The organism is Peptoniphilus sp. HCN-40583, assembly GCF_037892835.1.
GTDB classification, from domain to species: Bacteria; Bacillota; Clostridia; order Tissierellales; family Peptoniphilaceae; genus Aedoeadaptatus; species Aedoeadaptatus rachelemmaiella.
Map to the genome: position 1 here is coordinate 1 of NZ_JBBKBU010000039.1, position 17982 is coordinate 17982.

21 protein-coding genes are annotated in these 17982 nt (G+C 53.4%); 17 read left to right on the plus strand and 4 right to left on the minus strand.

What is annotated here, in order from left to right:
• The first annotated feature begins 321 nt into the window (after positions 1 to 321).
• The 3 genes from WKT05_RS10110 to WKT05_RS10120 are packed head-to-tail and all read left to right on the plus strand — an operon-like array spanning position 322 to position 3188.
• Positions 322 to 1500 carry an acetyl-CoA C-acetyltransferase gene (locus WKT05_RS10110; RefSeq protein WP_340413996.1) on the plus strand — a complete coding sequence of 393 codons (1179 nt, stop codon included), beginning with the start codon at positions 322 to 324 and terminating at the stop codon, positions 1498 to 1500.
• Positions 1501 to 1528: 28 nt separating this feature from the next.
• Positions 1529 to 2308: an enoyl-CoA hydratase-related protein gene (locus tag WKT05_RS10115; RefSeq protein WP_215508985.1), complete on the plus strand. Its 780-nt coding sequence runs from the start codon at positions 1529 to 1531 to the stop codon at positions 2306 to 2308.
• Positions 2309 to 2342: 34 nt separating this feature from the next.
• Positions 2343 to 3188: a 3-hydroxybutyryl-CoA dehydrogenase gene (locus tag WKT05_RS10120; RefSeq protein ID WP_340413997.1), complete on the plus strand. Its 846-nt coding sequence runs from the start codon at positions 2343 to 2345 to the stop codon at positions 3186 to 3188.
• 154 nt (positions 3189 to 3342) lie between these two features.
• Here the strand turns inward: WKT05_RS10120 and WKT05_RS10125 are convergent, their stop codons facing one another.
• Positions 3343 to 3642, minus strand: a complete 300-nt coding sequence (locus WKT05_RS10125) for a DUF4298 domain-containing protein (RefSeq protein WP_340413998.1) — start codon at positions 3640 to 3642, stop codon at positions 3343 to 3345.
• Between the two features lie 63 nt (positions 3643 to 3705).
• Positions 3706 to 4287, minus strand: a complete 582-nt coding sequence (gene rbr, locus WKT05_RS10130) for a rubrerythrin (RefSeq protein ID WP_340413999.1) — start codon at positions 4285 to 4287, stop codon at positions 3706 to 3708.
• 131 nt (positions 4288 to 4418) lie between these two features.
• Here rbr and WKT05_RS10135 point away from each other — a divergent pair, with 131 nt between their 5' ends.
• From WKT05_RS10135 to WKT05_RS10175, 9 genes are read left to right on the plus strand one after another with little or no spacing between them, the layout of a single operon-like run.
• Positions 4419 to 5537, plus strand: coding sequence for a pyridoxal-phosphate-dependent aminotransferase family protein (locus tag WKT05_RS10135; protein ID WP_340414000.1), 1119 nt, complete (start codon positions 4419 to 4421; stop codon positions 5535 to 5537).
• 34 nt (positions 5538 to 5571) lie between these two features.
• On the plus strand, positions 5572 to 6192 hold the full coding sequence (gene tmk, locus WKT05_RS10140) for a dTMP kinase (protein WP_340414001.1): 621 nt from the start codon (positions 5572 to 5574) through the stop codon (positions 6190 to 6192).
• The gene (locus WKT05_RS10145) at positions 6189 to 6512 is read left to right on the plus strand and encodes a cyclic-di-AMP receptor (protein ID WP_108832022.1); all 324 of its coding nucleotides are present in this window, start codon (positions 6189 to 6191) and stop codon (positions 6510 to 6512) included. The genes tmk and WKT05_RS10145 overlap by 4 nt, the downstream gene beginning before the upstream one ends.
• Before the next feature lie 11 nt (positions 6513 to 6523).
• Positions 6524 to 6799, plus strand: a complete 276-nt coding sequence (locus WKT05_RS10150; RefSeq protein WP_215508730.1) for a cyclic-di-AMP receptor — start codon at positions 6524 to 6526, stop codon at positions 6797 to 6799.
• The gene (locus tag WKT05_RS10155; protein WP_340414002.1) at positions 6796 to 7626 is read left to right on the plus strand and encodes a DNA polymerase III subunit; all 831 of its coding nucleotides are present in this window, start codon (positions 6796 to 6798) and stop codon (positions 7624 to 7626) included. Before WKT05_RS10150 ends, WKT05_RS10155 begins: the two co-directional genes overlap by 4 nt.
• A gap of 6 nt (positions 7627 to 7632) precedes the next feature.
• Positions 7633 to 8499: a PSP1 domain-containing protein gene (locus tag WKT05_RS10160; protein WP_340414003.1), complete on the plus strand. Its 867-nt coding sequence runs from the start codon at positions 7633 to 7635 to the stop codon at positions 8497 to 8499.
• The gene (locus WKT05_RS10165) at positions 8471 to 10417 is read left to right on the plus strand and encodes a hypothetical protein (protein WP_340414004.1); all 1947 of its coding nucleotides are present in this window, start codon (positions 8471 to 8473) and stop codon (positions 10415 to 10417) included. The genes WKT05_RS10160 and WKT05_RS10165 overlap by 29 nt, the downstream gene beginning before the upstream one ends.
• A gap of 53 nt (positions 10418 to 10470) precedes the next feature.
• Positions 10471 to 10734 carry a hypothetical protein gene (locus tag WKT05_RS10170; RefSeq protein ID WP_215508734.1) on the plus strand — a complete coding sequence of 88 codons (264 nt, stop codon included), beginning with the start codon at positions 10471 to 10473 and terminating at the stop codon, positions 10732 to 10734.
• Between the two features lie 22 nt (positions 10735 to 10756).
• Positions 10757 to 11239 (plus strand): ferritin, encoded by a 483-nt coding sequence (locus WKT05_RS10175; RefSeq protein WP_340414005.1) that lies wholly within the window; start codon positions 10757 to 10759, stop codon positions 11237 to 11239.
• A 79-nt stretch (positions 11240 to 11318) separates the two neighbouring features.
• Here WKT05_RS10175 and WKT05_RS10180 read toward each other — a convergent pair whose 3' ends face one another.
• The gene (locus tag WKT05_RS10180; RefSeq protein WP_340414006.1) at positions 11319 to 12278 is read right to left on the minus strand and encodes a helix-turn-helix domain-containing protein; all 960 of its coding nucleotides are present in this window, start codon (positions 12276 to 12278) and stop codon (positions 11319 to 11321) included.
• A gap of 117 nt (positions 12279 to 12395) precedes the next feature.
• On the minus strand, positions 12396 to 13496 hold the full coding sequence (locus WKT05_RS10185; RefSeq protein ID WP_340414007.1) for a pyridoxal phosphate-dependent aminotransferase: 1101 nt from the start codon (positions 13494 to 13496) through the stop codon (positions 12396 to 12398).
• A gap of 66 nt (positions 13497 to 13562) precedes the next feature.
• On the opposite strand from WKT05_RS10185, the gene WKT05_RS10190 reads away from it, so the two are divergent.
• From WKT05_RS10190 to WKT05_RS10210, 5 genes are all read left to right on the plus strand, one after another.
• Entirely contained in the window at positions 13563 to 14597 is a 1035-nt protein-coding gene (locus WKT05_RS10190) for a threonine aldolase family protein (protein ID WP_340414008.1), read from the plus strand.
• A gap of 259 nt (positions 14598 to 14856) precedes the next feature.
• Positions 14857 to 15525 (plus strand): amino acid ABC transporter permease, encoded by a 669-nt coding sequence (locus WKT05_RS10195; RefSeq protein ID WP_340414009.1) that lies wholly within the window; start codon positions 14857 to 14859, stop codon positions 15523 to 15525.
• Complete coding sequence (locus WKT05_RS10200) at positions 15497 to 16174, plus strand: amino acid ABC transporter permease (RefSeq protein ID WP_340414010.1); 678 nt, start codon at positions 15497 to 15499, stop codon at positions 16172 to 16174. Before WKT05_RS10195 ends, WKT05_RS10200 begins: the two co-directional genes overlap by 29 nt.
• Positions 16174 to 16908 (plus strand): amino acid ABC transporter ATP-binding protein, encoded by a 735-nt coding sequence (locus WKT05_RS10205; RefSeq protein WP_445323189.1) that lies wholly within the window; start codon positions 16174 to 16176, stop codon positions 16906 to 16908. Before WKT05_RS10200 ends, WKT05_RS10205 begins: the two co-directional genes overlap by 1 nt.
• A 10-nt stretch (positions 16909 to 16918) precedes the next feature.
• Positions 16919 to 17770 (plus strand): cysteine ABC transporter substrate-binding protein, encoded by an 852-nt coding sequence (locus tag WKT05_RS10210; RefSeq protein ID WP_340414011.1) that lies wholly within the window; start codon positions 16919 to 16921, stop codon positions 17768 to 17770.
• The last annotated feature ends 212 nt before the right edge of the window (positions 17771 to 17982 follow it).

Below are 17982 nucleotides of genomic sequence, written 5' to 3' on the forward strand. Positions count from 1 at the left end.
AGCGCACCTTCGGGGGGCGCTCTTTTTTTGTTTGGAAATAAACATGAAAACTACGCAAATCATTTTCCTGCAATGGAGTTTATATGTAAAAAATATAACGAAACCCCGTAAAGAAGGGGTTAGACCGCCGGTTTTGTTTGTATAAAAAATAATTATCCCTAATTTATGCGGATTGCTCCCGAATTTTTTTGAAAAATAATTAACAAATTTTCGCCAAATCTATTGACGGGGCTGTTTTTATATTTTATAATGCAGATAGAAGTTGGAAAACAATTGCAAAACAATTGAGCAAACAGACATATCAAAAAGGGAGGCAATAAAATGAAAAATGTCGTTATCGTAAGTGCAGCAAGAACACCCGTGGGTTCCTTCGGGGGCGCTTTTAAAGGTGTAAGCGCTGTAGATTTAGGCGTAGCCGCAGCAAAAGAAGCCATCAAACGCGCAGGCATCAAAGCTGAAGACATCGAAGAAGCCATCATCGGCAACGTACTTCAAGCAGGTCTCGGCCAAAACGTAGCCCGTCAAGTTATCCTTCACGCAGGCTTACCCGAATCCACGCCGGCTATGACCATCAACAAGGTTTGCGGTTCCGGTTTACGCGCCGTATCCTTAGCAGCTCAAATCATTAAAGCAGGCGATGCCGACATCGTATTGGCAGGCGGCACCGAATCCATGAGCTGCGCACCCTTCATTTTGAACGACGCGCGTTGGGGCGCTCGCATGGGCGACAAGAAGCTCGTCGATGAAATGATTAAAGACGGTCTTTGGGATGCATTCAACGACTACCACATGGGCGTTACCGCTGAAAACGTAGCAAAAGAATACGACGTCACCAGAGATGACCAAGACGAAATCGCCGCAGTCAGCCAACAACGCGCCAGCAAGGCTCGTGCAGAAGGCATCTTCGACGAAGAAATCGCACCGGTCGAAGTTAAAGGCCGCAAAGGAAAAGTAACCATCGTCGACAAAGACGAATACATCCGCGACGGCGTTACCAAAGAAAGCATCGGCGGCATGAAACCCGCATTCATTAAAGACGGTACCGTTACCGCAGCCAACGCATCCGGTATTAACGACGGCGCCGCCATGGTTATCGTAATGAGCGAAGAAAAGGCCAAAGAATTAGGCGTTGAGCCCATGGCTAAGATCGCAAGCTACGCATCCGCAGGTGTTGATCCCAAGATCATGGGTACGGGCCCGATCCCCTCTTCCAGAAAAGCAATGGAAAAAGCCGGTTGGGAATTCTCCGAACTCGACCTCGTGGAAGCAAACGAAGCCTTCGCAGCACAAGCAGGCGCAGTAGCTAAGACCTTAGGTCTCGACATGGACAAAACCAATGTCAACGGCGGCGCCATCGCCATCGGTCACCCCATCGGTGCTTCCGGTACGCGTATCCTCACCACCCTTTTATATGAAATGAAACGTCGCGACGCCAAGAAGGGTCTCGCAACACTCTGCATCGGCGGCGGCATGGGTACCGCACTTACCGTCGAACGCTAAACAAGATTAACTGAAAGGAAGTGCCATAGTGGACTTTCAATACCTGATTGTAGAAAAACAAAACGCCATTGCCACGGTGAAGATTAATAAGCCCAAGAGCTTAAATGCCCTGAACACCGAGGTATTAACCGAACTCAACCGTTGCTTCACCGCCTTGGAAGGCGACGATGAAGTAGCTGTAGTGATTCTTACCGGCGAGGGCAAGGCCTTTGTCGCCGGCGCCGACATTTCTGAAATGCAACCGCTCAACGCGGCAGAAGCCCACGCATTTGCAAAACTCGGCATGGACACCTTTATGTTAATCGAACGGCTTTCCAAACCCGTTATCGCTGCAGTTAACGGCTTCGCCTTAGGCGGCGGCTGTGAACTTTCCCTCGCCTGCGACATTCGCATCGCTTCCGAAAAAGCCGTCTTCGGCCAACCGGAAGTGGGCCTCGGGATCACCCCGGGCTTCGGCGGCACCCAACGTCTGCCGAGAACCGTCGGCGTCGGCATTGCGAAAGAATTGATCTACACTGCCAAAAACATTAAGGCGGATCGCGCCTATGAAATCGGCTTAGTCAACGCCGTGGTGGCACCGGAAGAATTAATGAATGAAGCGACAAAGCTCGCCGAAACCATTGCATCCAAGGGCTCCCGCGCCGTATCCTACGCTAAGGGCGCCATTGTAGACGGTCTGCAAGCAGACATTCAAACGGGTATGGACATTGAAAAGTCGGCCTTTGCCCTCTGCTTCGCCACCGAAGATCAAAAAGAAGGCATGACCGCATTCTTGGGCAAACGTGCCCCGGAATTTACCGGTAAATAAACAATCGTTTAAATAGAGAATAGGAGGATTTCTTATGAAAATCGGAGTTATTGGTTCGGGTACGATGGGTCTCGGCATCGTTCAAGTTGCCGCACCTTTCCACGAAGTAGTTATCAAGAGTAGAAACCTGACCGACGAAAAGATCGCCAAGATCATGGGCAAGGTTGAAAAAGCTTACGCCAAGAATGTTTCCAAGGAACGCATGACCCAAGAAGACATGGACGCTGCCATGAAACGCATCTCCCTCGTCGAAGAATTTAAAGACCTGTCCGACTGCGACATCGTCATCGAAGCTGCTTCGGAAGATCCCGAAGTGAAAAAAGACTACTTCAAACAATGCGACGAACTTTGCGACGCAAAGACCATCCTCGCAACCAACACCTCTTCTTTGAGCATCACCGACATCGCTGCAGTCACGGGCCGTCCCGACAAAGTCATCGGCATGCACTTCTTCAATCCGGTTCCCGCAATGAAATTAGTTGAAATCATCTGCGGCTTACACACCAGCGAAGAAACCAAGAAGACCATCATCGACTTAACCAACGAAATCGGCAAGACCCCGGTCGAAGTCGAAGAAGCTCCGGGCTTCGTCGTAAACCGCATCCTGATCCCCATGATCAACGAAGGTGTCGGCATCGTCGGCGACGGCGTCGCTTCTGTTGAAGACGTCGATACTGCCATGAAGTTAGGCGCAAACCACCCCATGGGCCCCTTGGCTTTAGCTGACTTAATCGGCTTGGACGTTTGCCTGGCCATCATGGACGTTCTCTACAACGACTACCACGACAGCAAATACCGCGCACACGTTCTTCTGCGCAAAATGGTTCGCGGCGGCAAATTGGGTCGTAAGAGCGGCGAAGGCTTCTACAAATACGAATAATCCATTCAATTTGAGGCTTTCAAACGCTTCTGTCATACAAAATCGGGTAGGCTTCGGCCTACCCTTTTTTTGCGCGAATCTTCGGGACGCGAAATGAATAGGAAGGGAAAGCGCCGATTTCGGTAATAAAAAAAGCGGGGGTCTCCCGCTTTTTTCAGTGCTTTTGAAAAATGGCGTTGGCCAGGCGAATCATTTCCTTGGCCATTTCGTAATTGTCGCCGATTAAATCGTAGACGGCATCTTCTGTGAGGACACCGCAGTCCACCTTGATCTCGCCTTTGTCGTAGGCCTCCACGTCGTCAAACCAATCGTGGGAGCTGTAGTAAGCATCCAGCTTGTCGTAGGCTACCTGGGCTTTTTCGAAGGCGGCCAGCGCCTCCCGAAAGGCCTTTACGGCGTCAGTGTGCTCGTTTAAAATGGCCTCCATCTCGGCCACGCGCTTGTTTCGATCCATGGTATCTCCTTTCATGAAAAAAGCACCGAAGCCGTGGCTTGGGTGCTTGGTTTCAAGTGTATTTTAATAGGTTTCGACGAAGAGTTCAAACCATTTTTGCGGGTGGAAGCAAGCGGGGCATTTTTCCGGGGCTTCTTTGCCTTCGTGAATGTAGCCGCAGTTGTTGCACTTCCAGAGCACAACTTCGTCGCGCTTAAAGAGCTTGTCTTCTTTAATATTTTCCAACAGCTTCAGGAAGCGATCGCGGTGGGCTTCTTCCACTTCGGCGATTTCAATCCAGTTGTCGGCGATGTCGTCGAAGCCTTCTTCGCGGGCGATTTCCGCAAATTTGGGATACATGTCGGTGGCTTCGCCGTTTTCCCCTTCAGCGGCGTGTTTCAGGTTTAATTCCGTGCTGCCTAAAGCCACGGGGTAATCCCATTTTACTTCCAGTTCTTCTTCGTTGAAGTCGTCGAGCAAGTATTTAAAGAAGCGCTTACCGTGTTCTTCTTCGTTGCGTGCGGTTTCCAAGAAGATGTTTTTAATTTGAACGGAAGCATCTTTGTCTGCTTGTTTGGCGTACATGGTGTAGCGTGCCGTGGCTTGCGATTCTCCTGCGAAAGAGATCAAAAGATTGTTGGCAGTTTTAGTTCCTTTTAATGACATAAAATCCTCCTATTTTCCTATAATACATGCGGTTGCCCTCAGTATACCTCAATATCAGGATAGGTTCAACCGCCTGAAGCGTGTTATACTGTAGATAAGACAATGCATACCGAACAACAAAGGAGACGATCATGCGAATTTTATGTGCGGGCCCGACGACGCTATTGCCGGAAGTGGAAGCGGCCATGACGGAAGTGGTAACCAATCCGGACTTGGATCCGGCCTACGAAGTGTTTCACCGGAATGTGGAAAAGCGGCTTTCCGCCGTGGTAAAGACCACCCGCCCCACGGTGATTATGTTAGGCGAAGGGATGCTCGCCCTCGAGGCCGCCGTCTGCTCTCTCATGGAACCGGGGGAGCGGGTGCTGGTTATGAGTAACGGCGTCTTCGGCGGCGGCTTTGCCGATTACGTGAACTTTTTCGGCGGGGAAGCCGTGCTTTACGAAAAGGATCATCGCCGGGGCTTCGACTTGGATGAATTAAAGGCCTTTCTGGAAAAAGATTCCGATTTCGCCATGGCCACCATGGTCCACTGTGAAACCCCTTCGGGCCTTACCAACGACGTAAAGGCCATTTGCAATCTCTTAAAAGACTACGGCATCCTGTCCATTGCGGACTGCGTGTCCTCCTTCGGCGGCGAAGACATCGACTTCGATGCGTATGGCGTGGACATGATGCTTTCCGCCACGCAAAAATGCCTCTCCGCCCCCACGGGCCTTTCCATGATTACCATTTCCGAAGCGGCGGAAGAAAAGATGCGTAGTCGCAAGGCGCCCATCCCCAGCTACTACATGAATGTCTTAAACTACATGAGCGGTCAGGAAGATTTCGCCTTCCCCTACACCATGAGCGAACACTTAACCGGCGCTTTGAACAAGGCCCTGGATCTGTGGGAGATGCGGGACAGCGTGAATCTGCACAGAACCTACGGCAAAATGACCCGGGAACTTTTCGTGAAGGAAGGCTTCGAGCTCTACCCGAAGGATTCCTTTGCCGATACGGTCACCGCCGTGTGCCTGCCCGAGGGGATTTCCGCCACGGAATTTCTCGCCAAGTGCCGTGAGCGGGGCGTGTTTATCTCCAAAGGCGCCGGCAAGCTTCACGACCGCATCATTCGCATCGGCCACATGGGGGCGAATATTTCTAAGGACAATTTCGCCGCCCTCTTTAAGGTGCTGGATGAAGTCTTCGCAAGCTACGGCATTAAGACCCGCTTCGCCGAAGGTTTTGCCGCCTACGAGCCGGACTAAAGCTATGTTATAATAAAGCCGAGGGGGTGTTTCCATGAAAGGATTATTTGTCGTCATCGAAGGACCGGACGGATCGGGCAAATCCACCGTGGCCGAAGGCATCTGCCGCCATTTTAAAGAAAAGGGCGTGGCGGTGCTCCACACGCGGGAACCCGGCGGCACGGCCATCTCCGAAGCCGTGCGTGGGATTCTCCTGGATCCCGAAAACAAAGCCATGCACCCGCGCTGCGAGGCCCTGCTTTATGCCGCGGCCCGGGCACAACACGTGGAGGAAGTGATCCGCCCTGCCTTGGCCGAAGGAGCCTTGGTGGTGTCGGAGCGCTACGTCTTTTCGAGCCTCGTCTATCAGGGGCTGTGCCGGCAATTGGGCCTTTCGCCCATCGAAGCCATTAACGCCTTCGCCACCGACGGCCTCGAAGCAGACATCACCCTATACCTGGACGTGCCTGAGGGCACGGGCAAAACACGCATGAGAGAACGTCTCGCCGATCGCCTGGAATCCGACGAAAAGGTCATGGACACGGTGGAGACCTATTATAGAATCTTGGCCGAGCGGCGCAAAGAAGACCTGAGCCTTATCGACGCATCCGCCGCGGCGGATCAGGTGCTTAAGCGCTGCATCGAAGCCATTGAAAAGGAGTACCGGATTAAATGAAACTAATATTTGCCATTGTGCAGGATCAAGATGCCCCCGGTTTAATCGACGCATTGACCGAAAAGCGCTTCCGCGTCACGAAATTATCTTCTTCCGGGGGCTTTTTAAAGGCCGGCAACACCACCCTTTTAATGGGCGTGGAAGAAAAAGACATGGATGAACTCTTCGACATTATGGAAGCCAATTGCTCCGTGCGGGAAGAGCCCACCTCCATGGTATCCATGTCGCCCGGGGAATCCTTTATGCCCTATCCTTTAAATGTGCGCGTCGGGGGCGCCACCATCTTCATTCTCGATGTGGCCGAATACAATCGTTATTAAGGGGGCGCAGCATGGATAAAATGGTGGTTGCGATTATTGCCGACCGCTTTGTCGGCGATGTCATCGACGAATTGCTTGAGGCGGATATTTCCGTCACGGAAATGGCCTCCACCGGCGGCTTCATGAAAGAGGGCAACACGACGGTGGTCATCGGCGTCACCGACAGTCAGTACGAAAAATTAAAAGCCATCTTCGACAAGGTCGTAGGCAAACACAGCGGGCGAGACGAAATCCACGCCGGAGCCCATGTCTTTGCCATCGATTTAATTAAGGGCATCCACATTTGACGGCGGATCTCGTAAAGTCCGGTTTACACGCCTACATTTTAAAAGGCGACGGGGAGGCGGCCCTTCAGGCGGCGCGTCGCCTGGCCATGGGCTATTTGTGCACCGGCGAGGAGGCGCCCTGCGGCCATTGCCCTTCCTGCAAGCTCTTTTTATCCGGCGAAGGGCGAGGGGAGAATCATCCGGACTATGTGGAAATCGCCCCGTCTAAAAAAACCGCCAAGGCATCCATAAAAAAGGAGCGCATCGAAGGGGTGCTGAAGGCGGCGGCCATGACGGATTACGGCGGCGGCGGCAAGGTCTTTGTCTTTGTGGACTTCGACACCACCACCGTGGAGGGGCAAAACGCCCTGTTAAAGGTGCTGGAAGAGCCACCGGCGAAGACCCGCTTTCTCCTTTTAACTGCGTCGCCGGAGAAAATTCTGCCTACGGTGCGCTCCCGTGCGGGCTTTTTGGATTTAAAAAGCGGCGGGGCCACCTCCGATCCCGAGCGGCGCCACCGCATCTATCGCCTTATCGAGAAAGTTTTGTCCGGGCAGGAGGAAGCTTTTTTGGCGCGCAGTTTTTTCGACGAGGAGAAAGAGCATTTGAGCGAAATTTTCGACGAGATGCTCGCCTATTTTCGGGACATGGCCGTTTATTACGAAACCGGCGATGAACATGCAATCAAGAACAAAGATTACCGCGTGCCCATCGCCCGCCAGTCCGAGGCGGTGGGGATGCGGGTCTATGAGATCATCGATGCCATTTACCGAGCGCGGCGCTATGTGGAGATGAATGTAAACAAAAGCTTTGCCTTTGAATGGCTGCTTATAACAATTGGAGGCTAGTGGATTTTGACAGAGACGAGAGATGTAGTCGGCGTGCGATTTAAGCGCCGCGGAAAAATTTATTATTTCGATCCCAAAGACACCGCTCCCGTTCAAGACGGCGGCGTCATTGTGGAGACATCCCGGGGCGTGGAATACGGCTACGTGGCCATTGAGCGCAAGGCCGTGGCCGCCGACGATATTGTAGGCGAGCTGAAGCCTATTTTGCGCATGGCCGCGGAAGAAGACGATGCGCGCCACCGATCCAACCGCAATTTGGCTCGGGAGGCCATGGTGGTCTGCGAGGAAAAAATTAAAGAACACGGCCTGAAAATGCGCCTCATCAGCGCGGAGTACACCTTCGACAATTCCAAGCTGCTCTTTTACTTCACCGCCGAAGGCCGGGTGGACTTTCGCCGCCTGGTGCGGGATTTGGCGGCTATTTTCCGCACCCGCATCGAGCTGAGACAAATCGGCGTGAGAGACGAGGCCAAGCTTTTAGGCGGCATCGGCATTTGCGGCAGAGAGTGCTGCTGCGCCTCCTTTTTGGGAGATTTTTCGCCGGTATCCATTAACATGGCCAAGGATCAGGGCCTTTCCTTAAATCCCGACGCCATCAGCGGCGTCTGCGGCAGGCTTTTGTGCTGTTTAAGATACGAGCAGCCGGGCTACGAAGAGAATTTAAAAATCATGCCCCGGGTGGGACGCGTGGTCTACACCTCCGAGGGCAAGGGCGTGGTCGTGGCCACCAATACCTTAGAGGCCTTGGTGAAGGTAAAAATCGAAACCGACGACGGCGTGGAGTTTGTCGTGATTCCCGCCGCGGATCTGGCGAGAAAGCCTTGCCGGGGAAAGGGGTGTGCCCATGAAGGGGACATGGAAGAAGCTGAATAAAGGCGCCTTTAACGGCGGGCGACTTCTGTGGCTCGCAGGCTTTCTGGAGCTCTTTTTCCTGGATGAATTCCCCGGCTTCTACTTTCAGACAAAGATTCCCCACGCTGTGGCCGACGTGGTTTTGTGGGGGATCTATTTTTGTGCCCTTTTAGGGGCGATCCTGCTGGTCAAAAATTTCGCCTCAAGCATCCTCACCCCGGCGGCGACGGAGATGCTCCTCTTGGGCGCCCTGGCCTATGAGGTAGAAGACGTGCTCAGCGCCACCGCCTCACTGGGCCCCGCCCCCGATACCTACATCTACACCGCCACGGCCGCCGTGGTGGCGGTAATCTGGCTCTTCGCCCTGGGCGTGGGGGCGCGGAAGCTTTACCCGGCGGCCACTGCAGCGGGGGCGATCCTTATGGCCGGGCTCATCTTTTTCTGCGCGTGGCCCGGCCCCAAGACAAGACCCGACGTGGCGGAGGCGAAGAAAAGCATCCCCGCACGCTACGAGGTGGAAAAAATTACTTACGGCCCCGGCCGCAGCTACGACTACGGGGAAGAAAACTACGCCGCCTACCTGCGCCTGCCCAAGCATCAAGACCGTTTGCGGAAGCTCTTTTTCGGCTACACCCCCGCCCACGTGCCCTACGAAGGGGATCTCTATTTGCCTGTCGGGGCGAAGAACGTGCCCCTCGTCGTCTTCGTTCACGGCAATCACAACATGATCGAGGACAACAAAGGGGGCTACGACTACCTGGGCCGCTACTTGGCGGCGCGTGGCGTGGCCTTTCAATCCGTGGAGCAGTCCCACTTTAACGCCTATTTAGGCAAAGGCCTTTCCGGCGAAAACGACGCTCGGGCCCTGAGCCTTTTGGATCATGCCGACAAAATCTTGAGTGACCCCCGCTTCAAGGGCCGCATCGATAAAAATCGCCTCTACTTCGGCGGCCACAGTCGCGGCGGCGAAGCGGCGGCGGTGGCGGCATCCTTCGCCCAATTGCCCTACAATCCCGACACGGGCACGGCCACGAAAAACATGAAAGTGGCAGGCGTCCTGTCCGTGGCACCGACAGACAGCCAGTACGAGCCCGGGGATCGCCCGGTGGAACTGAAAGTACCCTATTTCCTCGTCGCCGGGGCGTGGGATCAGGACGTAGCTTCCCTAGAAGGAATGGATCAATACCGCCGCGCAGGTGCCTGGCGGGGCCAGCTCCTCGTGGACTACGCCAATCACAGCCAATTTAATTCCAATTGGGGCAGGTTGGATCGGGAAGGCCTCCAGGCCCTGGCATTGGCCACGGGCAATGTGTTGGACAAGAAAGACCAACAGCACTTTTTAGAAGTGGCGGCCTATGCCTTTGTAAAAGACCAGGGACTGTTTCATGATATTAGGGCCTACCTGCCGCAATCGGGCTTTGCCCTGGCCACAGAACCCGGGGGCATTTGCTTCGCCGACTTCGAGGAAGACGCCGATCTTTCCACCGCCACTGCCGCCACGCCGGACATAAAAGGCGCCACCACCTATCAGGAAGGGGCCTTCGCCCCCTCGGGCCGCGGCGGAAACAATCACGTGGCCCGACTCATCGGCACCTACGCTCTGAACGTCAACGCGGCGGCTGAAGGGGACTTCGCCCTGGATGTGGCAGCAAAAAGCGGCCGCGCCGATATAAAGATCACCTTAATCGACGCAGCCGGGGAGAAAGTGGACTATTCGCCTGAAAAAGACAGCTTGCACGCCGCCGTGGAAACGGGCCTCTTGAAATGGCAGTACGCGGCGAAAAAGTGGGAATACAAGCGGGCTTTGGAAACGGTGCGCTTCACAAAAGAAGCCATGGCGAAAAAAAATCCCGCCTTTCGCCTAAATGCACTGCGTCGCGTGGAAATTACCGCAAAAGGTCTTACGGAAATCGACAATATTCGAATCGAAACCGATTAAAAGTGAATCCCTCGGGTATAAGTAAAGCGAACAGAGTTCGGGGGGTTACGTTCATGCACGATACACTATTAATTAAAACAATCAACAGAGAACAAGCCGGTTTTCGGAATATCTTTTTCCAAATCGGCGATATGGATGCGCACATCGGCGAGCTCATGGACCTACTAAATAAGCCTGACAGCCCCTATGCCGGGCGTTGTCTGTTTCGCTACAACGGTATTCGTCTTAGATTGGAAGTCGAAGAAATCCCCACTGTCCTGGCGCGCCTCGTAGAAAAAGGCGTACCAGTGTATGGCGTTTATGAACCGTACTTTTAGGAGTAAGGTTAGGAGGAATGTTATGTCCAACGAATTAAGCAAAAAACTGAACGAACAACTTAACTTTGAAATTGAATCGGCCTACATCTACATGTCCATGGCCAACTGCATGGACAGCCAAGGCATGTCCGGTTTCAACCACTTCTTCGTACAACAAGCCAAAGAAGAATTGGAACACGCAAGAGAATTCTACGATTTCCTTCAAGAAACCGACTGTGTACCGGAATACGAAGCCATTCCGAAGCCGCCGAAGGAATTCGGTAACTTCACCGACACCTTCCGTGCCGCTTACGAACACGAACAAGAAGTTACCCGCCGCATCAAGGCCATCTACAAAGAAGCCATCGAAGTGGGCTGCTTGAATACCCAACAATTCCTCGATAAATTCATCGCAGAACAACGTGAAGAAGAAGACACCTTCCGCAACATCGTCGAACGCTTGGAACGTATCAACGAATCCTGGAACGGCCTCTACATCTTCGACCACGAATTGGCTCAAAGATAAGCAAAAAATTATCCCTCACTCAGTAGAGAGTGGGGGATTTTTTATTGGGAAAATTTACGGACTGAAGTAGGAAAGCCGGCTAGTCTTCGTTGAAGGCCCGAATGGACTCGGCGATGCTGCGGCAGATGACGTTGACCAGCGCCGCCCCGGGCCAAAGAATCCACGTCCACTGCCACTTATTCGTGTAAAAGGACAGGGCCAAAAAGATCAAGAGCACCGAAAGGTAGTAGGCCCGTTGAAAAGGCGCTGTCCGGCGACGGGCGATTTTTTTGCGGCGGGTATAATCCCCCTGTTCCAAAATCTTATCGAAGCCCGCCTCGATGACCGAAGTGCGCACGATGAAAAAGACGCCGGCCGCCACGATGCATAATGTGGCCGCGAAGCCCGTGGTGGTGAAGGCATCGCCTCTTCCCGCCGCCGAGGAAAAGAGCATGGGCGCGGCGGAGAGAATACACAGAATGATTCCCGCGCTCAAGCGGCGGCTGTGAAGAGGAGCGTAGTCCTCCTTGCGTTTTTTCACGGCACCGTCCACGCCGTAGGCCGTATCCACGGGTTCGTCGAAGGCCTCGAAATCGTCGGGCATTTTCGGGCCGTAGACCAGAAGAAAGACGCCCACGGCCACCACGGCCAGGGTGGCGATGATGCCCAAGGTGTAGGCGGCGTCGGTATCGGCAATGCCGGCCAGAATCGGTGGAATGGCGGAGAGAATAAACAGACTCACGGCCAGGGCCACCTTCGGCGCGCGGTCGGCGAGGTAATTCATGTAACCATCGGCATCTTCCAATGCAACGGACGAGAGAGCTTCTTCCGCCGGCTGATTCGCCCCATCCTCGGAGGGATCCATGGAATCCAAAAGCAAAAAGTCCGTGGACACGTGAAAGTACTTGCTGATTTCGATGATCTTCGCCATTTCAGGCATGGCGCCGGCTGCTTCCCACTTCGAAACGGATTGGCGGGACACGCCCAAGGCCTCAGCCAAGGCTTCCTGGGTGAGGCCGGATTTTTTCCTTAGGTAGACGAGCTTTTCAGAAAATAACATGAGACACTCCTTGTAAACATAGTCGGTTCGCTTTCTGAAAAAAGAATACGCCATGAGCCGGTTGCATGCCATACACAGGTCTTGGAATTTTTGCAACCACAGGTTGCAATGGCGAGATCAAGCCGTTTTCGGCTTAGACGTTTTAAAGAAATCGTCGATCCCCTTTACCAACGCCTCGTTGGATTCCGGATCCAAAAGGCAGAAGCGGAAGAAGCGTTCGTCTAAATTTTTGAAATTGGCGCAGTCGCGGATCACCATTTTCTTCGCGAGAAGGGCTTCGCGAAGTTCCGCCGCCGTGTGCACACCGTCTTTAATCTTTACCAAGACGAAATTGCCGTAGGAGGGAAACACCTTTAGGGCCTCGTCGGCCTCCAGTGCGGCGATGACCTTCCCCTTCTCCCGCTGAATCAGGCGAAAGCTTTCCTCACGAAAAGCCACATCCTGAAACATGACCCGGCCCATAATATCGGCCATGGCATTGATCCCCCACATGGAAAGATTCTCGGCAAGGGCCCCGTGAAGGGCCTCATCACCGGTCACGGCGTAGCCCAGGCGAATCCCCGGCGTGGCGAAAAATTTGCTCGTACCGCGAATCACGATAAGCTTTTCGCGGCTTCTGATTAAAGACACGGCGGAGTAAATGGCGGGATCCGTAAACTCGATGTAGGTTTCATCGACCAAGACATAGGCGTCGGTTTCGTCTAAAATCCGCGCCACATCCGCCCGAGTCAAAATGGAGCCCGTGGGGTTGTTGGGATTGGTGAGCACGTAAAGATCCACGGCCTCGCTACGAATTTGGGCGATGATTTCGTCCACGCCCGGGACGAAATTTTTGTGGTAATCCAAGTGGTATTCAAAAATCTCCGCCCCGATTTTCTCCAGCTCCCGGGCGTACTCGCTGTAGCAGGGGCTGTTAATCAGCGCCCGGGCGGGTTTTATGTGGGCGATGGCCTCTTGAATGAGCTGGGATGTGCCGCTTCCTAAAAGCACGGCCTCCGGGGCCACCTTCAGATAATCGGCCATGGCCGCCTTCAGCTTCCGATATTCCGGATCCGGGTAGCGACACAGGGCACGTATGTTTTTTGCCGCCGCCTCCATGGCTTTCGGCGAAGGGCCCAGGGGGTTAATGTTCGACGAAAAATCCCGTATCTCCTCCGGGCGATAGTGGTATTTTGTTTCCAGGGCGTAAAGATCGGCGCCGTGGCGAGTCTTTTTCATAGAAACCTTCCTTTCGTGCCTATGATATAATGACAAAAACAAAAAGACAATGAAAAAGGGGTGCTTATGTTTAATTTCAGAAACGATTACCACGATTTATGCCATCCGAAGGTCCTTCAAGCCCTGGCCGCCACCGACGGCGAGGGAAATGCCGGCTACGGCTTCGATCCCCACACGGAGCGGGCCATTCGCCTGATTCAAGAAGCCACCGGCGGCGATTACCCCGTCCACTTTGTCCACGGAGGCACGGCGGCCAATCTTTTGGCTCTCACCTTCCATTTGCGTCCCCACGAAGCCATCGTCAGCGCCGATCTGGGCCACGTGGTGGGCCACGAAGTAGGCGCCATGGAAGCCGCGGGCCACAAAGTGGTCACGGTAAACACCGAAGCCGGAAAATACGATCCCGAGGTGCTGGATGCATTCATCGCATCCTTCGGCGATTTCCACAACGTTCTCCCCGGCATCATCTATCTTTCAAACACCACGGAAACCGGCCTCGTCTACCGAAAAGAAGAGCTCGCCGCCATTAAAAAAGTGGCGGATAAATATTCTCTTCCCGTCTACATCGACGGCGCCCGCATGGCCAGCGCCCTCACAAGCGAGGTCAATGACGTGAAGCTTTCCGAATACATGGACTACGCCGACATCTTTTCCATCGGCGGCACGAAAAACGGCGCCCTTTTCGGCGAAGCCCTGGTCTTTAAAAACGACGACCTGGCACGGGAATTTATCTACTTCCAAAAACAGCGGGCCCTACTTATGGCCAAGGGCTTTACCCTGGGCGCCCAATACGAAGCCCTCTTCACCGACGACCTTTATTTCGAAAACGGCCGCACCGCCAACATGGCCGCAAGCTACCTGGCGCGGGAACTTGATTACCTGGGCGTGGAATTTATCTATCCTCCCGAGAGCAATCAATTATTTATTCGCCTGCCGAAAGCTGTGGCCGACGAACTGGAAAAACACGGACAATTCGATCGTATGGGCCCGAAAGAAGCGGGCACGGTGCCTGTGCGCTTCGTTACCGATTACAACACGACGAAAGATGAAATCGACACCGCCGTCAGAATCCTCGAAGGCCTTTTAAACGAAGCCCGATAGGGGAGAAGTTAAATCAGAGTAAATTGGTTTGACAAGGCGAAAGTGTCGTGGTATGATAAGAAAAAATCAAAAGGAGAAACCATGAACACCTTATTCCAAAGCATCTGCAAATGTGCTTGTTCCTGTACCTGTTGTTGTACGGGTTATTTGCCTGCGCAGATGTTGGGAAAAGACATGGGCTTGTCCTGATTGTTATTTTCCATAGGCATCTTGAAGCGGGCTTCGGCTCGCTTTTTTTAATTGCCTGAAAGGAGTACTTATGAACCGAGATTTTCTCGTGGCCATGTTGCCCCACTACGTCGAGGCGGCGAAACTCACCTTGTCAATCGGGCTCATCGGCGTGGCGGCATCGGCCCTCGTGGGGTTCATCCTCGCCTTGATTCGCGTGGAAAAAATCCCCGTGCTAAACGGCCTCGCCAAGGTCTATATCGAAATCTCCAGAAACACCCCCTTGTTGATTCAACTGTTTTTTCTCTACTTCGGCCTGCCGAAAATCGGCATCGTCTTGTCCTCTGAAGCTTGCGCCGTGGCGGGGCTGATCTTTCTCGGGGCAAGCTACATGGCCGAATCCTTCCGCTCCGGCATCGAAGCCGTGGATAAGCGACAAATTGAAGCGGCCATGGCCATTGGCCTCACCAAAGGCCAACGCATCCGCTACGTCGTCCTGCCACAGGCACTGGCCGTGGCCATGCCATCCATCGGCGCCAACACCATCTTTCTTCTGAAAGAAACCTCCGTCTTCAGCGCCGTGGCCCTGGCGGATCTCATGTACGTGGCGAAAGATTTAATTGGCCTCTACTACGAAACCGACGAAGCCCTCTTCCTCTTGGTGATGAGCTACCTGATTATCTTGGTGCCCGTCGCCGTCATCTTCAGCTTACTGGAAAGGAGAATGCGACGTGGCATCGGCACAAGCGCTCTTGCTTAATCCCCACACCGTGGCGAGGCTTTTAAAAGGCCTATGGGTCACCATGGAAGTGTCCCTCATCTCCGTGGCCCTATCCATCCTATTCGGCCTCGTCTTCGGCTGGGTCATGACGAAAAAATCCCCGGTCATTAAAATCCTTTCGAAAATCTATTTGGAATTTATGCGCCTCATGCCCCAACTCGTGCTCCTCTTTATCGTCTATTTCGGCATGGCCAGGGCCCTGGGCGTACACATCTCCGGCTTTAACGCGGCCATCATCGTCTTCACCCTTTGGGGCACGGCGGAAATGGGCGACCTGGTTCGCGGCGCCATCTCATCCATTCCCAAACACCAATACGAAGCCGCGGCCTCCATCGGCCTCACCCGATTACAAATCATGGGCTACGTCGTCCTTCCCCAGGCACTTCGCCGCCTCATTCCACAGGCCATGAACCTGGTGACCCGCATGATTAAAACCACCTCCCTCATCGCCCTCATCGGTGTCGTGGAAGTCATCAAAACCGGGCAACAAATCGTGGAAGCCGTGCGGCTGGAATTCGCCTCCGCCGCCTTGTGGATCTACCTCGTCATCTTAATCTTATACTTTTTAGTTTGCTACCCCCTGTCCAAATGGGCAGGCTACCTTGAAAAGAAATGGAAGGAGGCATAATGGCTATACTGGAAATAAAAGACATGGTCAAAACCTACGACGGCGAACCGATTTTCGACGGCTTCTCCCTGAAAGTCCAACAAGGCGACGTCATCGCCGTATTAGGCCCCTCGGGCTGCGGCAAAAGCACCATGCTCCGCTGCATCAACGGCCTGGAAAAAATACAGGGAGGCGACATCCTGCTGAACGGCGAAAGCGTCGTGAAAGAAGAAAAAGCCATGCCCGGCGTACGAAAAAAAATCGGCATGGTCTTTCAGTCCTACGAACTCTTCGGCCACATGCGTGTCATCGACAACCTCACCCTCGGGCCCGTGAAAGCCAAAGGCGAAGACAAAGCCGAGGCTGAAAAGCGCGCCCTGGCCCTCTTGGACAGGGTGGGGCTTAAAGACAAAGCCCAAAGCTATCCGAGAAACCTTTCCGGTGGCCAACAACAGCGCGTCGCCATCCTTCGGGCCATGCTCATGGATCCGGAAATCTTCCTCTTCGACGAAGTTACCGCCGCCCTGGACCCGGAAATGGTGCAGGAAGTCTTGGCCCTCGTCGGCGAACTGGCAAAAGAAGGCAAAACCATGCTCATCGTCACCCACGAAATGGAATTTGCGAGAAAAGTCGCAAACCGCATCCTGTTTATGGAAGAAGGACACATCATCGAAGACACGGGGCCGCAAGACTTTTTCGAGCACCCGAAAACCGAACGCAGCCGCCAATTTTTAGAAGGATTGCATTACAACTAAGGAGGACAAAATGAAAAAACTGCTTACCCTACTTATGATCGCCACACTCGCCCTGGGCCTCGCTGCCTGCGGCGGCGTGGAAGAAGGCGCCCCTGTCGCCGACAAAGCTGGCACCCGCACCGTGGAAGAAATCAAAAAATCCGGCGAAATCACCATCGGCGTCTTCGGCGACAAAAAACCCTTCGGCTACATGGACGAAAAAGGCCAATTTAAAGGCTACGACATCGCCCTCGGCGATCGCATCGCCAAAGAACTGGGCGTGAAAGTGAAATACATTCCCGTGGAAGCCGCAAGCCGCGTCGAATACCTAAACGCCAACAAAATCGATCTCCTCCTCGCCAACTTCACCGTCACCGACGAGCGAAAAGAACAAGTCGACTTCGCGCTGCCCTACATGAAAGTCTCCCTGGGCGTCGTCTCCCCGAAAGGTGCAATCACCGACGTCGCCCAACTGAAAGACAAAACCCTCATCATCTCCAAAGGCACCACGGCGGAAACCTACTTTACCGAAAAACACCCCGAAGTGAAACTGCAAAAATACGATCAATACGCCGAAGCCTACAGCGCCCTCTTAGACGGCCGCGGCGATGCCATGAGCACCGACAACACCGAAGTTTTGGCATGGGCACTGGAAAACGACGGCTACGACGTGGGCATCAAAACCTTGGGCGATGTGGACTACATCGCCCCTGCAGTGAAAAAAGGCAACAAAGAAATGCTCGACTGCGTCAACGGAATTATCGAAAAACTCTACGGAGAAAAATTCTTCACCAAAGCATTTGAAGACACCCTCGCCCCCACCTACGGCGATGCCGCCAAGGCAGAAGATATGGTAGTGGAGGAGAAGCCAACTGACTTTTAAAAAAATAAGGAAAGGATCGAGAAGAATCGATCCTTTCCTTATTTTTATTGTGCACGAGTTTTGTGAGGACATTTTCTTTTATTCTTCGCCAACAGTAGATCTTTGCTTTCAAAAGGCACACACTTAGCGTTTCGCGTTCCCTCTATTTTTAACTTAACATTCCATTCTTAAATGGCTTTTAAACCCGGGGGCGGGGAAAAGAGCTCAGAGCG

Excerpts from the sequence above, each read along its gene's own strand:
- WKT05_RS10145 (WP_108832022.1), top strand. The coding sequence starts at position 6,189 with ATGAAACTAATATTTGCCATTGTGCAGGATCAAGATGCCCCCGGTTTA.
- WKT05_RS10170 (WP_215508734.1), top strand. The coding sequence starts at position 10,471 with ATGCACGATACACTATTAATTAAAACAATCAACAGAGAACAAGCCGGT.
- WKT05_RS10125 (WP_340413998.1), bottom strand. The coding sequence starts at position 3,642 with ATGGATCGAAACAAGCGCGTGGCCGAGATGGAGGCCATTTTAAACGAG.
- WKT05_RS10150 (WP_215508730.1), top strand. The coding sequence starts at position 6,524 with ATGGATAAAATGGTGGTTGCGATTATTGCCGACCGCTTTGTCGGCGAT.
- WKT05_RS10180 (WP_340414006.1), bottom strand. The coding sequence starts at position 12,278 with ATGTTATTTTCTGAAAAGCTCGTCTACCTAAGGAAAAAATCCGGCCTC.
- rbr (WP_340413999.1), bottom strand. The coding sequence starts at position 4,287 with ATGTCATTAAAAGGAACTAAAACTGCCAACAATCTTTTGATCTCTTTC.
- WKT05_RS10120 (WP_340413997.1), top strand. The coding sequence starts at position 2,343 with ATGAAAATCGGAGTTATTGGTTCGGGTACGATGGGTCTCGGCATCGTT.
- tmk (WP_340414001.1), top strand. The coding sequence starts at position 5,572 with ATGAAAGGATTATTTGTCGTCATCGAAGGACCGGACGGATCGGGCAAA.
- WKT05_RS10135 (WP_340414000.1), top strand. The coding sequence starts at position 4,419 with ATGCGAATTTTATGTGCGGGCCCGACGACGCTATTGCCGGAAGTGGAA.
- WKT05_RS10175 (WP_340414005.1), top strand. The coding sequence starts at position 10,757 with ATGTCCAACGAATTAAGCAAAAAACTGAACGAACAACTTAACTTTGAA.
- WKT05_RS10185 (WP_340414007.1), bottom strand. The coding sequence starts at position 13,496 with ATGAAAAAGACTCGCCACGGCGCCGATCTTTACGCCCTGGAAACAAAA.
- WKT05_RS10190 (WP_340414008.1), top strand. The coding sequence starts at position 13,563 with ATGTTTAATTTCAGAAACGATTACCACGATTTATGCCATCCGAAGGTC.
- WKT05_RS10165 (WP_340414004.1), top strand. The coding sequence starts at position 8,471 with ATGAAGGGGACATGGAAGAAGCTGAATAAAGGCGCCTTTAACGGCGGG.
- WKT05_RS10110 (WP_340413996.1), top strand. The coding sequence starts at position 322 with ATGAAAAATGTCGTTATCGTAAGTGCAGCAAGAACACCCGTGGGTTCC.
- WKT05_RS10195 (WP_340414009.1), top strand. The coding sequence starts at position 14,857 with ATGAACCGAGATTTTCTCGTGGCCATGTTGCCCCACTACGTCGAGGCG.
- WKT05_RS10205 (WP_445323189.1), top strand. The coding sequence starts at position 16,174 with ATGGCTATACTGGAAATAAAAGACATGGTCAAAACCTACGACGGCGAA.
- WKT05_RS10210 (WP_340414011.1), top strand. The coding sequence starts at position 16,919 with ATGAAAAAACTGCTTACCCTACTTATGATCGCCACACTCGCCCTGGGC.